The following is a 13,329-nucleotide window of genomic DNA, read 5'->3' as shown; positions in this document are numbered from 1 at the left end:
CTCGATGATCTGCTCCGTCGAATGCTTCGTTCGCTTCATCAAAGAACCTCCATGCCGGGGGACCGCCCAGCTCGGGATTCTCTCATTCAGCATGGCTCAGTTTCAGGGGGGAAGACCAGGAGCTGCGGGGGCGTCGCTGTCGGCGGACGGTCTGCGCGTCCGCGAAATCGCTGGCGTTTGTTCAGCCAGACGCTGGCGTCTTCGGATGAATAGCCAGTGCAGCATGCCAAACCTCGCCTAATCAGGCTCCGGGAAAGCTCTTCGTGTCACGCCAAGGGACCTCACAGCGCCGTAGACTCTGGGACACCAACTTGCCGTTGGACACGACACTTCCGCAGAGGTCTTCGCAATGGACTCGATTTCCGACGCCGTCGTTTACGCTGTGGCATACCTCCACTGCCGGGAGGCGAGAGAAGGGATTCTCGACGACGACGAATCGGCACTTGAGCACGTCATGGCATACCTGTCGCATGCGACAACCGACGAAGAGAACGCTCTCGCTGCGGCCGCGGAGCGAGCGCTCCTCGAGGAGCAGTCCTTGGAGCGACCGTCGCGAGCGATGATCGAGTTCTTATCGAAATGGATGGAGGCGATGCTTGGACGAGATTGGGATGGTAACCGTCGCCTCTGAACGCCCAGGCGCGGGGGCAACGGCCTGCAGAGTGGACGGTTGGAAAAACAGCGTCGTCTGCGTGAAGAGCGAATGATCTCCCTCAGTGACAGCGCTACCGCGGCAGCGCTCGTCCGCACCGACACAGACTTTCGAGGCCAATCGAGCGGGATGAGTACCTCGCGTAACGCAGCTCGTTCCGACTCGGGCAACGCCCCGAGCCGATGTCGGGTCAGGGGTTCTTGTCAAGTAAGGAGCAAAGCAAGAATGGGAGAATCGCAGCTGCGGAGAGTCAGGATTGATCAGGCGATGTTCAGCATGGCCTTCGATCGAGATGTCGACTTTGAAGATGCCTATCCAGTCTCCACCTACCTCGATCTGGATTCCGGCGAAGTCATGTGGGTCTACGAGAACGACGACGACGCCTTCGCGGATGGCGGCGTTCCAGCCGAGGATAACCGCACCGCCCGGGAACGAGTGACTTCCTACCCCGATCGGTTTCTCGAGATCCCCGGCCTCGAGCACAGCGAACATCACGACTTGCTACAGGAGTTTCTTTATTCAGGCTGGACCGACGATCCAGATCAGCACGCAAGGGCAGTGCATGCGTACTCTGGCTCGATCGGGCGATGGAAGAGGTCCGTGGACGACGACGCAATCAACTCGTTCTACGAGTATGTCGAGCGAAGGACCCTGGAGTTGGCCGAAGCTCACTTGCGTGAGCACGGCGTCGAACCGGAGTGGATCTGACGCCGCGACGCGGAGGTCGGTTTCTTCGTCGCGACCTCCGCAAGTTCCGAGCAGTCGCTAAGCTCAGCGGCTGGTCCAACTTCGGCGGCTACGGAAACCGCCAATCTGCAGCTGGCAGCCACCAAATATTGGTGGCAAGGTGCCGTTCCTGGCCAGTGTGAGGCTCGGTTCGTCACTTACGCCTCCCGGTATTCTTGCCCATCAGAGGGCTGAATCGCCAGCAGGTGAGGCAAAGTCACCGCTCGATGTCGTCAGTGGGGCGCACCCACTTGCGTTAGCAGGTAAACCGCGAAGGTGGCGAGCCAATGCTCACCCTCGTAGTGACCGCTGAATACGTAGTCGAGCCCTGCCCGTGCTTGGGCCGCCACCGACCGCTTAAGCAGCGGGCGGCGTGGATCGCCGTCGGGCAACGCGGCGAGGACCCCGTTCTGTGCCCAGGCGCGTGATAAGTTGAGACCGGCGAGATGGACAAGCTTGGGGTCCGTCACGTCCGAGACGACTGCTGGCACCAACGCGTTGGCCGCAAGTGATTTTTCGTCAGGCAGCCTCGGCAAGAAGTCGGTCAGCCACTCGGCAAACTTCTCAGCTGGCAGCACGCGACGCATCAGGTCGGCTTCGTTCCATCCGGCGGAGAAGAAATCTTCGCCGGATGGTTCGTACCGGAGTGGGTAGTCGAGGTCAGCGAGGTACTTCTCGCGGCAGTAACCAACGACCATGGCTTCGAGATCGGTGTCGCCGACGGTCCGGGCGTAGTCCAGGGTTTGGCCCAGAGCAAACGCGGTGTCGGGATGCACGCCGGTTCGAATGGGATAGGTAAGCCGCGGCAGGTAGTCCTTCGTGAGCGAGACGATCTGCTGTTCGAGAGGCTTCAGATTCGCTGCCCAGCCACGTGCGTCGGCATCGTCCCACGTTCGCAGCTCGGTTGCTAACCGCAAGACCCATGCCCAGCCGTACATCCGCTCGAAGCTCTTGTTGGATGGCTTCTCGAAGTAGGCGGCCTCTGCCGCTAGGTCGGATGCCCTGAACTGCTGGTGCAGCAACTCACGCACCTCCTCGATGACCGGCACGTCAGGGGAGGTCTTGGCTAGGCGGACCAGCATCCAATGGCCGTGGACCGAGGAGTGCCAGTCGAAGCTACCGTAGAACACCGGGTGCATCTGTCGCGGTCTGAGCACCGACTCGATTCCGGTCATTACATTCGACGGCTTGTTGGGAAACTCGCGTGGAATGCCCTGGATCGCCAGGCGAGCAAACGCGGCAACTTGCTCGTCGGTAAGTCGGTTCCCTGGCATGGGACACTCCGCGGTGAGTTCTGATGGCCAACTACCAACGGCAACGAGGGAGAGGCAAAGCAGTCGATAGGACATCGTCGTCAAGAATTGGTGCACGGCGAGTCGATTGTCAGTTCGTGCGTAACGCGCGCGAACTGGCTCGATGAAAGCTCAGGACGAGGCACACCAAAAGCAACGTTGTCGGTTCTGGAACCACGGCATTGCCAGTTGCGGCTGGTAGCGTCGATCGGCTTCCGTAGTGCGATCTCCATGTCGAGTAGTGCCCATAGTCGAAGATGCTTCCCAGGCCATCGCGTTAGACTGTGTAGTCTACGGCGTCGATGTTGCCATCGGCGTTGAAGTCGCCAGGAAGGGGTTCGACGACCGTAAGGAGCGAATTCGGTGATCGATCTCGGATGACCTGCACTGCGCTACTGGCAGGCCACTCAATCACGATCAGGTCGATCGCTTCGGGGTGGTCTCCGAGTCCGAAGTGAGCGATCGCCTCACTCTGGCCCAGGTAGTGGCTGCCGGCGTTGATCTCGTGGTAGAGGAGGTTGTCAGGAACAGATTCGTCCCGGATTGCGTCGGTGTCGGTCGCTGGAAGGTCCCATTGCGTGTGCGTCAGACCTGCTGACATCGTCACGTCGGCGAACTGAACAGCGCAGCACGGCTGCGATCCCACCATGCCCTGGAGTCCCGCGAGCAACCAACGAGCTGTGCAACGATTCGACTTGCTCAAGAATCTCTCCGGAGGTCGGGACTTCAAGTTGGATTGCCGATCAGGCATACAGACGCCAGATAGAAAGGACAACTCGGGGTAAGGCAGCTCTCAACGCAACCGTATTTGCAGCAACGCGGCCTAGCAACTAGTTCGCCATTCTTTGATGGGTCAGTCGAAGAGTGGAGTTGAGAAATACCTCTCCATACGATCTGGAAACACAGTGACGACAACGCCGTCGGGGCGTAATTCGCGGGCGGCCCGCGTTGCTGCGGCGAAGTTGAGTCCTGAGCTCGGGCCTACGGGGAATCCGTGCCGGATCAACCGTCGTGCCGTTTCGAGGGCTTCCTCGTCATCGATGTCGATCGCTACGCGATCCGCCAAGTCCGCCTCCCGAAAGATCGTCGACAGGCAGTCAACCACGCCGGGTATCCTCGCGCTGAAACTGGAGCACTCGGCCTCGTAGGCGCCGGTGCCGTGCGTTGGTCGCGCGACGACGGGGACGGGTCGGCACCCGAAGTCACAAAACCCTTGGTAAAGACCGACAAGGGTCCCGCCGGTGCCGACCCCGCTGACGACGACATCGACGGTGCGAGCGGGGACTTGGGCGATGATCTCCGCGGCGGTCTGATGTCGATGGGCCGCGGGGTTATCCGGGTTGGCAAACTGATCCGTCGCGAAGGCGCCCCGCTCCTCGGTGTGGCGGGCGGCTTCGGCGATTGCCCCGGCGACACCTTCGGCTGCTGGGGTGAGTCGAACCTCGGCGCCGAAGGCCTTGATCATCTTGATTCGCTCGGAGCTTACGGTTTCCGGCATCACGGCTAGAAAACGCAGATCGAACTGCGCGGCCATCAGGGCTAGAGAGATGCTCGTCGATCCGCTCGACGCTTCGACTACTTCGCTGCCGGCCCGGAGCTGACCAGAGCGGACTGACTTGCCCAAGATAAACCGTGCAATCCGGTCCTTCGTTGACCCGCTTGGATTGTGATACTCCAGCTTGCACCAGATCGTCGGTTCGCTCGGGGACAGTTGCACGGGAACCAGGGGCGTGACTATCTGCTCGGTCGCATAGCAGTGCCGTAGGGTTGGGGCGTGCATCGCGCCCGTGCCAGTAGTTGGTGGGGGAACAAGTAACGGGCCGGCACTTGTCATGTCGGGTCAGCGATATAGGAAGGAGGCTGGAGACGGCGTAACCCCTGGCACGTGCCAGGGATAACGCGAGAGCGGACCTGTCGCGGCTAGGGCTCTCGCGAGAGCGTCGAACGAAGTAATTCAGCGACTGCGCTGCGATGACGGCGACTGACGGGGACGACGAAACCGCCTGCGAGATCGAGCTCTGCCGTGCCGGATTTCTCGTATCGGATCGCCCGAACGTATACCAAGTTCACGACGAATGACCGATGCACCTGCATAAAAGATGGTGAATCCAAGAGACGACAGAAGCTGTCGAGCGATTGCCGCACAAGGACCGACTTGCCGTTGATGCGTACGCTGACGTAGTTGCCTTGGCTTTCGATCACCTCGATCTCGGATTCTGAGAAGACCACGTCTTGGCGAACCCCGGCAAGGACACGCTTCTCTTCCGAAGCTTGGAAGCTGGGGACGGGACGCGCTGCGTAGGTCGCGGCGCCAGCCTGCGCAGCGTCGCGCTCTAGCAGGCGGTCGCTCAAGCGATTGAGAGTTTCCGCGAAACGCGCAGGGTCGATCGGCTTCGTGACGTAATCGAACGCGCCACAGTCATAGGCCCTTACCGCGTAATCGCTGTAGGCCGTGACAAAGACCACAAGCGGGTTGCAGCCTTGCATCTTTGCCAACGCCTGGAAGCCATCGAGCCCAGGCATACGAACATCCAAGAAGACGACATCTAGCGGCGACCCGTCCGCGTGCTCGGCAGCTGTAAAACCACTATCACAGACAGCGACGACTTCGAATCGGTCATCAAGTTCGGCCAACGCCCGCAGATAGCCCCTGCTGAGTGGCTCGTCATCGGCGATAAGGGCCTTGAACAACCTCAGTTGCGACACGCGGTGGGCTCCATTTCGGTCCGATAGGGGATGAGAATCGAAACCCGCAGCCCGCTTGGCTGATTGGGCTCGAACCGAATGCTGGCCGCGTGATCATACTGAAGGTCGAGCCGTTGACGGGTTACTCCCAGGCCGTATCTTTCGTGGAGCTTCAGATCGGCGTTCATGTCGGAGCCGTTGTCGAGCACCTCGACTCGGCAGAACTGATCTTCGCGTCGAACGGCGACCCCGATTCTCGCGACGCCGGTGTGTTCGCGGAAACCATGCTCGAACGAATTCTCAACGAGCGGTTGCAGCAGGAACGCCGGGACCAGTGCCCGCTCCAATCCCGGCTCGACGTCGATCGAGTACTCCAGGTTGTCGCCAAAGCGGCACTGTTGGAGTGAGAGGTAGATTCCGAGGTTTCGCAGTTCCTCATCAAGCCGAACCTCCCCCTTCGGCAAGGAATCGATCGAGGCGCGAAGAAGCTCTCCTAGTTGACTGATGCAGGTCCGCGCGTCGCGACCATTGGTCAGCGTCTGAGCACTGATCATGTTGAGCGTGTTGAAGAGGAAGTGATGCGTCAGGCGGTTGCATAGCGAGTCGTGTCGAGACTGAACCAACATGGCACGCAGCCGCTCAGCCTGTCGCGACCGCTGCTCGCTCAATCGGAAGAAGACAACCGCGTAACCGAGAAGAGCCATCATGACGTAGTCGGTTAGCCCAATGACCGACTGTCCGACCCAATAGCGAAAGCCATAGGTGGGGAAGGCAGGCGCGTCCTCGTACGCCAAAAGTTGCCGAACCCTGACCGGTTTAGTCCGAGCCGAGGGCTCCTGCTGGTCTCGCGGGCCGGAAGCTGAGCTTGCCGGCGCTAGCCCCCGAACCTGCTCGCGTGCGACGGTTTGGGCGTAAGCAACTCGGTGAACGACGGTTCCAGCGATGAGCAATCCAGCGGTGGCCAAGGCAAGGTGTGCCAACACGTTTCTAAGGACCGGGGCTTCGTGCTTCACAACCACCATGGCAAGTAGCGGGGAGATCGCCAGCCAGAAGCATGAGCTGATATCCAACGCGGTCCACCACTGCGAGGGAACGAAGCTACCTTCCGTGTCCTCCACCAATAACACGAACCAACGGCAGGAGTTGCCGAGCACGCGAGCGAGCTGCACAAGTGCGATAGCGGCTAGAACCAAGAGATAGAGTTTGCGGTCGGGCTGGTCTTCCAAGTCCCTGTCGGCTCGCGCAAAGCTAATCATGACCGTGTGCCTTTCGCTTTGGAGGCTTGCTCTCTACGTGCGTGTGACGCCGAATGACCTGAGAGCAGCCGTTGCCACCGACTGCCATAGATGCTCTGTGTTGCCGCGTGCACCGACCACGAGGAAGTCTCTGGGGGGCTGCGCTCACGCTAGTCGAGTGGAGTCGGTTGCAATTCAGCAAGAACACTCCGGGTTCGCGATACGCGATCATCGCAAGGCCGTGGAAGTGGAATGGGACGGGAACAAGCGGGCACTCGTCTCTCGCGCGACCTCTTGAGGGTAGCGAGCAGGGCACGCCGCAACAACGACGAGATCGACGCGTTGCGGGCGACTCGCGGTGGGCTTGGTCGTGTCTGATGGCCTCGACATTCGGTGCCCCTGTCCTCCGGTGTGACGAGCGGCTCTCCTGTGGGACGAGTGGTCGCGGAGCGAGGCAGAAACGCTGAAAATACTCGATAGGCATCGCCTTCTTATTGCTTCCTCCAATCGATCTGCGTAAGTTCGATTGCAACGTCGTGAGCACCGGTTGGACGTCTCAGACCCATGCGGGGAGGGGATTCGGGAGTGGCCGAGGCGTTGGGCGCTGCTGAGGTGGTTGATATTCGATTCGCTTAAGACGAGTGAGTTGTGACTTTGAGCCAAACCGCAAACGTCAGCAAGACGACAAACGGCGCCCGGATACCGCCTTGCAGTCGGGCAATGGCTCCGTGGCTGAAGACTTTTCTTCTGGCGACGCTCGATTCAACGCATGGTTCGAGAGACACGCGGGTCGCGAAACGCCTTCAGTTCTCTGCGGGCTTCACGCTGGTTGAGCTTCTGGTCGTCATCGCGATCATTGGAATCCTGGTCGCCTTGCTATTGCCTGCGGTCCAGTCCGCACGCGAATCCGCTCGGCGTACTACCTGCATCAACAAAATGCGGCAGATGGCGTTGGCCGTGATGAACTTTGCGACGACCCGGGGTGACGCGCTTCCCGATGCGTTGAGCAACTACCCGCCGACGCCACCAGGCAAGACGAAGGCCGAGACGATTCCGCGGTCGCTGCATGTTGAGACGATGGCGTACACGGAGGACGAAAGCCTACGCAGCTTGTACACTGGGGGCTTCGTCACGCTCAACTTTTATTACGTGCCGCTTTACAACTGCCCGAGCGATCCGTCAGCGGACTTGGCTGCCGGTACGAACGTTGAGACGACCTACCTCTCCAATGGCGTTCTCTTCTCAAACGATCCGAGTCTTCGGAAGGTCGTTGACGGTACGTCGAAGACGATCGCTTTCGTCGAGAGCTACACCCGTACTGCGATCAACGACACCGCTGAGATCACGCGCGTCAGCTCCTACCCCAGTCGAAACGCTGCCGCGGCGACTTTCGCCCACCCGTGCAACGGCACCGACGTTTGCTACGGCATCAGGATCGGCATACCTGGCTCGCAAGCACAGATCGGGCGGACTAACCGGCCCGCGAGTTCTGTTCCGGGGGTTTGGAGTCGCGATTACGATACGCTGGCGCCCAATGCTCTCGATGACGCCGTCGATCCCCCGATCCAATCCAGCCCCGATCCGGCGGCTGCGGATGGCCGGTTGCTGCAAAGCATCCATCCAGGTGTCCTGAATGTTGTGCTGCTCGACGGCAGCACGAGGTCAATATCCGACTCGGTTGAGCCGGACGTACTCTGGGCGACGGTCACCCCGGCCGGTGCCGAAGCCCGTTTCGCCAGACTCGAATAGCATTTTACTCCTACGCTTTCACAGGTAGCAGCACCTTGACCCGTCATCTGTCACTGATCGCATTTTCGGTAGCCGCCATCGTGGGCGTCGCGATGCCAGGCTGGTCGCAAGATCCGGCGGCCGCTCCTGTAACGGCTTTGTCTTCAACGTCGGACTCCGCCAGCAAGCCATCCGATAGCGCGAAGGTGAAACGCCTCGGCTCGCCTGACAAGCCGGTCGTCGCGCCGCTCGGGACGCCCGCCACGGCGAAGATGGCTCCACTGGGTAAGGCTTCGAAGCCGAGCGTCGCTACGCTTGGGAAGCCGGGCAAGCCCAAGTTCGCGCTGAAAACGTCGGGGGGGGGTGGCGCCGGCGCCGCTGCTCCCGATCGAGTCGTCGAAGTCAAACGCCTGATCGATACCTATCACCGCATCGCGATCGGCTACTACGACCGGATGGTGCTCGCCGAGACCCCGGACGAGATCGCCGCGGCGGAGATTCATAAGCCCTCAGCCAAAGCACTAAGGCCGATCGTGCGGTTGGTGGCTGAGATTATCGCTGTCGATCCCACCGACGAGCCGGCCCTCGACGCGCTGCTCTTCATTAGCAAGTACGTTGAGGTGCCAATCATCGATGAGACGCTTGGTAAGGTGGTGTTTCAGGATGGCGCGAAGGGAGTAGACATCAACGCGTTGATACTCGAACACCACGCCGACAACCCTAAAGTGGCGAAGGCTTTGAGGACGTGGCCCAAGGGCCCCGAGACGGACAAGTTCCTCGCGGCACTATTTAACAAGTCGCACAACCCCGAGGTTCGTGCATCAGCGGGTATCAACCTGGTAAACACCCTACAGAGGAGCGAGAAAGCCGATCTCGCGGTGCAACTCGCCGAAATAATGGCCGCCGATCGATACCTTGACGGCATCCCCATCACCCCCCGTCCGAATGGCCCCACAGCTCGTGATTGGGCCGAGGGCAAAGTGCGTGAGATCCGGCTGCTGTCGGTTGGCAATGTTCTTCCTGACGTCTCTGGCGCGAAACTCGGCGGTGATGCCGAGAGCATTACCGACTACCGTGGAAAGGTCGTTGTTCTTGATGTATGGACAACTTGGTGCGGCCCCTGCGCGGCGATGATCCCCCATCAACGGGAAATGGTTGAGCGCTACCGAGACAAGCCATTTGCACTCGTCAGTGTGAGTTGCGACGCCGAACGCGAGACCCTTGAGAGCTTCCTTGAGACCACGGAGATGCCCTGGGAGCACTGGTGGGTCGGCACGGACAGTGAGCTGCAAGAGTCGCTCAACATACGCAGCTTCCCGACGATTCTGGTGCTAGACCCCAAGGGCGTTATACGGTTCAAGAACATTAAGGGGGAGGAACTCGATGAGGCAATCGAGTCTCTCCTGGAAGAGTTCACCGGCCCAGGCGATCAGACCGGTGGCTAGGCATCGGTTGGCAGAAGTTGGAAGCAAAGCAGAGTTACAGGCATTTCAACACGTGAGTGTTCCACTTTGATTTTCTGGGAGTAGATCTGATGAGACGATCATTTTTGTTCATCGCCACAGCGGCGATCTTTGCCGGTGTTTCGGCGACTGCAACGGCGACGACGATCGCCGAGTTCAACTACAACGCCGGGAGCAGCGTCGGTAACGCGACAACGGGCGTTGGCACTTCTAGCGGATTCTTCTTCCCATTCTCAAGCGCACTGCCCGTCCAAACCGGTTCGCCAAGCGACACAAATCCAGTAGTCGTCAACGGAGGCCCGAACAACGGCTCCGGACCCCGCTCAGGGCCTGCTATCGGCGAGGCGTCAGGAACACGCACCGCCACTTGGCGGACCAGCACCGAAGGGTTCTTCGCACCAACGCTCACCTGGGACTTTATGCAGGGATATCGGGCGAGCCGCTATTACCAGATGGAAGTCACCTACAACGGGACCGACTTCGTCTCGCTTCCGGCCGGTGGAACTGGTTCTAGCATCACCGGCCCGTTCGGGACGGCCATCATCGACGCGGCTGGCCTGATTGACATCCGCACGATCGACGGCTTGATCGACGACGCCATGGGCACAGGATACATGTCTGACCTTTCGTACGCCTTCCCGGCGGGTACGGCTGCCGACGACAACCCCGACTTCGGCTACCGGATCGCGGCGGTCTGGGACCCCCAGGGTTCCGACTTCGTCTCGTCGTTTGCCGGCACGGACGGCGTCAACGATACGGTCTCGGGCTACATCCGCAGCACGTCTGCCGGGGGAAGCCAGATCCGCTACGACTTGGTGCGGATCACCGGGACTCCGATCCCCGAGCCGTCTAGCCTCGCCATCGTTGGTGCCACGCTCGTGTGTGGCAGCGTACGTCGTCGGATACGCTGACGTTCGGTCCGGGAAAGCTGACTCATCGCGAGCCCGTGCCACATCGCACGGGTTCGCGATGTTCGTAAGGCTCAACGCTGCTGGTACCTCGCTGGCGGCCAACACCTCGCTGGAGACTTCGCGATGGACAATCGGAAAGAACAGCCCGCCGCCTGCAGTTGGTCCTGTCTGATGATCGTCTTAGCGGCGGCATGCGCCGTATCGCGGTCCGCCGAAGCCCAGATCTCGTTCGATTGGGCGTCGATCGGAGACGTGGGGAACGCCGCTGACACACTGGCAATGACGAAGTGCCCGAGCACGTTCTGCACGGGTGACGGCACCAGCGGCTACGGGTCGGTCGATTACGCATACGAAATCACCACAACACACGTTACGGCAACGCAGTATGCCGAGTTCCTCAATACGGTCGATCCGGACGGTACGAACAGCCTGGGTCTGTTTGACAGCCGAATGGACACGTTCTTCCATCCGGTTTCTTTCTTGCCCAAGGACGCCTTCACCGGCGCTCTGACGTTCGACGCGGGATCGACCGTCGGCAGCAAGTACGGCACGAAGGCCGGCCAGGAGAGCTTCCCAGCCACCTGGGTCAGTTGGGTGAGCGCCGCGAGATTCGTCAACTGGCTGAGCAACGGCCAGGGAGCCGGTGACACCGAGAGCGGGGTCTATAACAACTTGCCGGTGACGGTTTCAGATCCCATGCCGACTCGGGAACCAGGTTCAACCATCTTTCTGCCGACGGACGACGAGTTTTACAAGGCGGCCTACTACAACCCCACACTCAACGGCGGCGCCGGCGGCTACACCGAGTACGGCGTCGGCAACGCGGCACCAGTTGTCGAAGGCCCCTCGGGCGGAACCACAAGCGCAAACTACGCCCAGACAGACGGTGTTGATGGCCCGAACGGCGACACCTATTGGCAGAATGGTGGCGCGTTCGACGACGACTTAGTACACCTGACCCCCGTAGGCTCATACTCGTCGGCAACGAGCCACTACGGCTTGTACGATGTCGATGGGAACTCCTATCAATGGCTTGAAAATTCCCGGCCCAATCAATTCAACACAGCCCAAGATCTCCCCGTCTTTCGAGGCGGATCGTGGTTCAATGGCGCTGATGGCAGCGGGGCAGCCTACCGGAACACTCAGTTCTTCGCCGCGGGGTCATCGAGCCTGTCGAGCAACTACCACGGCATTCGGATCGCGAGGCTGGCGCAGGTGGAGGTCCTCGCCGGGGATTTCAACAACGACGGCATCGTCGATGCGGCCGACTACACCGCCTGGCGAGACAACTTTAACGCTCCCGCGGGAACGCTTCCCAACGACACCGTCGGCGGGGTGATCGGCCAAGGCCAGTACGACGCCTGGGTCGCGAACTTCGGTGCCATGTTGCCGGCCGCGTCGGTCGCTATCCCCGAGCCCACTTCCGGTTTCTTAGTCGCCGGGCTGCTGGTCGGGCTAGGACTTCGCGATCGACGGGCCGAGTGAAACCTATACTGAACCGCACAGTTTTGCCCCGCGAACTCGCCGAGGTCTTCAGGACCGTCCGCAGTTGGCTTGGGGTGCGTCTCCGAGCATGAGCAATGAACCCGGTGAACGGGATCCCTTCCCTAGGGGCTGCGGAACGCGGTCCCCTTCCGCCTGGCGGAGCGCAGGTGGGCGACGGGCATCGTCGAGGACCTGATGGCGTCCCAGGTGGTAGCGGAGCGGCAGCGGATACCGTTCAGCTATTTGCGGCGAATACAGGGGAACCGCCATCTCGGAAAAAACACCGAACTGCCGGCCGCACAGCTGGAGTTGTCTAGCAGGTGCGGGAATAATCGGGTCTCCGGTAGGCAACTGACGGCCCGATCCGGCATTAACCGCCGGTCAAAGCGTCGGGGCCTGTCAGCCCGCTAGCCACTGAGAGCATGTCAAACTCAGTAAGCAAACAGAGTTCCGCCGTGCGCTGGTGTGGAGTCGCCGTAAGGCCTCCGGGCAGTTGCATGCTGCCTGACAACGCCCGCGCGCGGACGCGCTTTCTTTTGCGCTCTCTCTGGGGCGCGGAAAGGCGTCCGAACTATAGCACTCTGCCAACGGAAGGCCCGCATCGAGAGGGAAACGGAACGGGTTCAACGCGAGCTAGCGGCCCTGCGGCCGAAGCGACCGAAGCAAGCGAAGCCCTCCCGAAAGCAACAAGCAGAACGGGAACGGGTCGATTCACGGCAGCGGCTCGCCGAGCGGATGGCGGCGACCGAGGCGGCGATTGCGTCCGTCGAGCTGGAGCCGGTCAGCGCGGCCGAGCTGGGGGCGGTGCTCTCGGCAATCGGTCTCTTCGACCACGACGAGCGCTGGACCCTCACGCCGAAGGGGGCCTCGCGATGAACGAGATCCTCTTGGAAGCCCGTCTCGCCGACGGGGACCGTATCGCCGAGGCCCGGCGGCTGCTGGCCAGCGGGTACACCGTGGCGGCCGACTGCACGGCGCGCGTCGGCCTGGAGCGGTCCGTCTGGCGGATCGTCGATAAGGCGGGCCTGTGGGCCGACGTGAGGCCGTACATCGGCTGCGGGCCCGCTCTGCACGCCCTGCGGGTGAAGCGCTTCCTGAGTGACGACGTGAAGCGTGAGACGGGCGAGCTGTACGCGGACCTGTCACGCGTCG

The 13,329-nt window shown here is 61.1% G+C and carries 14 protein-coding genes; 8 read left to right on the top strand and 6 right to left on the bottom strand.

Annotated features, from left to right (window positions below):
* Positions 1–349: 349 nt before the first annotated feature.
* Both Pla111_RS16955 and Pla111_RS16950 read left to right on the top strand, forming a co-directional pair.
* Positions 350–631, top strand: coding sequence for a hypothetical protein (locus Pla111_RS16955; RefSeq protein WP_146575651.1), 282 nt, complete (start codon positions 350–352; stop codon positions 629–631).
* A gap of 297 nt (positions 632–928) precedes the next feature.
* Positions 929–1,360: a UPF0158 family protein gene (locus Pla111_RS16950; protein WP_146575650.1), complete on the top strand. Its 432-nt coding sequence runs from the start codon at positions 929–931 to the stop codon at positions 1,358–1,360.
* Positions 1,361–1,611: 251 nt separating this feature from the next.
* Here Pla111_RS16950 and Pla111_RS16945 read toward each other — a convergent pair whose 3' ends face one another.
* The 6 genes from Pla111_RS16945 to Pla111_RS16920 form a co-directional block, all read right to left on the bottom strand.
* Positions 1,612–2,652 carry a DUF2891 domain-containing protein gene (locus tag Pla111_RS16945; protein WP_146575649.1) on the bottom strand — a complete coding sequence of 347 codons (1,041 nt, stop codon included), beginning with the start codon at positions 2,650–2,652 and terminating at the stop codon, positions 1,612–1,614.
* 109 nt (positions 2,653–2,761) lie between these two features.
* A complete protein-coding gene (locus Pla111_RS17750) occupies positions 2,762–2,848 on the bottom strand; it encodes a PEP-CTERM sorting domain-containing protein (protein ID WP_391581032.1) in 87 nt (28 codons plus the stop codon).
* Positions 2,849–2,947: 99 nt separating this feature from the next.
* On the bottom strand, positions 2,948–3,373 hold the full coding sequence (locus Pla111_RS16935; RefSeq protein ID WP_197525122.1) for an ASPIC/UnbV domain-containing protein: 426 nt from the start codon (positions 3,371–3,373) through the stop codon (positions 2,948–2,950).
* Positions 3,374–3,523: 150 nt separating this feature from the next.
* Positions 3,524–4,450 (bottom strand): PLP-dependent cysteine synthase family protein, encoded by a 927-nt coding sequence (locus Pla111_RS16930; RefSeq protein WP_146575647.1) that lies wholly within the window; start codon positions 4,448–4,450, stop codon positions 3,524–3,526.
* Between the two features lie 140 nt (positions 4,451–4,590).
* Positions 4,591–5,376 carry a LytR/AlgR family response regulator transcription factor gene (locus Pla111_RS16925; protein ID WP_146575646.1) on the bottom strand — a complete coding sequence of 262 codons (786 nt, stop codon included), beginning with the start codon at positions 5,374–5,376 and terminating at the stop codon, positions 4,591–4,593.
* Positions 5,364–6,611, bottom strand: a complete 1,248-nt coding sequence (locus tag Pla111_RS16920; protein ID WP_146575645.1) for a sensor histidine kinase — start codon at positions 6,609–6,611, stop codon at positions 5,364–5,366. Before Pla111_RS16920 ends, Pla111_RS16925 begins: the two co-directional genes overlap by 13 nt.
* A gap of 699 nt (positions 6,612–7,310) precedes the next feature.
* Here Pla111_RS16920 and Pla111_RS16915 point away from each other — a divergent pair.
* From Pla111_RS16915 to Pla111_RS16895, 6 genes are all read left to right on the top strand, one after another.
* Positions 7,311–8,339, top strand: coding sequence for a DUF1559 family PulG-like putative transporter (locus Pla111_RS16915; protein WP_146575644.1), 1,029 nt, complete (start codon positions 7,311–7,313; stop codon positions 8,337–8,339).
* 35 nt (positions 8,340–8,374) lie between these two features.
* On the top strand, positions 8,375–9,763 hold the full coding sequence (locus Pla111_RS16910; RefSeq protein WP_146575643.1) for a TlpA family protein disulfide reductase: 1,389 nt from the start codon (positions 8,375–8,377) through the stop codon (positions 9,761–9,763).
* 89 nt (positions 9,764–9,852) lie between these two features.
* A complete protein-coding gene (locus Pla111_RS16905; protein WP_146575642.1) occupies positions 9,853–10,692 on the top strand; it encodes a PEP-CTERM sorting domain-containing protein in 840 nt (279 codons plus the stop codon).
* Between the two features lie 123 nt (positions 10,693–10,815).
* Positions 10,816–12,177 carry a formylglycine-generating enzyme family protein gene (locus Pla111_RS16900; protein WP_146575641.1) on the top strand — a complete coding sequence of 454 codons (1,362 nt, stop codon included), beginning with the start codon at positions 10,816–10,818 and terminating at the stop codon, positions 12,175–12,177.
* Positions 12,178–12,912: 735 nt separating this feature from the next.
* The gene (locus Pla111_RS17335; protein ID WP_197525121.1) at positions 12,913–13,053 is read left to right on the top strand and encodes a hypothetical protein; all 141 of its coding nucleotides are present in this window, start codon (positions 12,913–12,915) and stop codon (positions 13,051–13,053) included.
* Positions 13,054–13,064: 11 nt separating this feature from the next.
* On the top strand, positions 13,065–13,329 hold a 265-nt coding region (locus tag Pla111_RS16895), incomplete at its 3' end, for a hypothetical protein (protein WP_197525120.1).

The organism is Botrimarina hoheduenensis, assembly GCF_007859815.1.
Classification (GTDB): Bacteria; Planctomycetota; Planctomycetia; order Pirellulales; family Lacipirellulaceae; genus Botrimarina; species Botrimarina hoheduenensis.
Note: the sequence above shows the minus strand (reverse complement) of the source record. Positions and strands in the feature narration are given on the sequence as shown.

Excerpts from the sequence above, each read along its gene's own strand:
- Pla111_RS16955 (WP_146575651.1), top strand. The coding sequence starts at position 350 with ATGGACTCGATTTCCGACGCCGTCGTTTACGCTGTGGCATACCTCCAC.
- Pla111_RS16950 (WP_146575650.1), top strand. The coding sequence starts at position 929 with ATGGCCTTCGATCGAGATGTCGACTTTGAAGATGCCTATCCAGTCTCC.
- Pla111_RS16945 (WP_146575649.1), bottom strand. The coding sequence starts at position 2,652 with ATGCCAGGGAACCGACTTACCGACGAGCAAGTTGCCGCGTTTGCTCGC.
- Pla111_RS16930 (WP_146575647.1), bottom strand. The coding sequence starts at position 4,450 with ATGCACGCCCCAACCCTACGGCACTGCTATGCGACCGAGCAGATAGTC.
- Pla111_RS16920 (WP_146575645.1), bottom strand. The coding sequence starts at position 6,611 with ATGATTAGCTTTGCGCGAGCCGACAGGGACTTGGAAGACCAGCCCGAC.
- Pla111_RS16915 (WP_146575644.1), top strand. The coding sequence starts at position 7,311 with ATGGCTCCGTGGCTGAAGACTTTTCTTCTGGCGACGCTCGATTCAACG.
- Pla111_RS16905 (WP_146575642.1), top strand. The coding sequence starts at position 9,853 with ATGAGACGATCATTTTTGTTCATCGCCACAGCGGCGATCTTTGCCGGT.
- Pla111_RS16900 (WP_146575641.1), top strand. The coding sequence starts at position 10,816 with ATGGACAATCGGAAAGAACAGCCCGCCGCCTGCAGTTGGTCCTGTCTG.
- Pla111_RS17335 (WP_197525121.1), top strand. The coding sequence starts at position 12,913 with ATGGCGGCGACCGAGGCGGCGATTGCGTCCGTCGAGCTGGAGCCGGTC.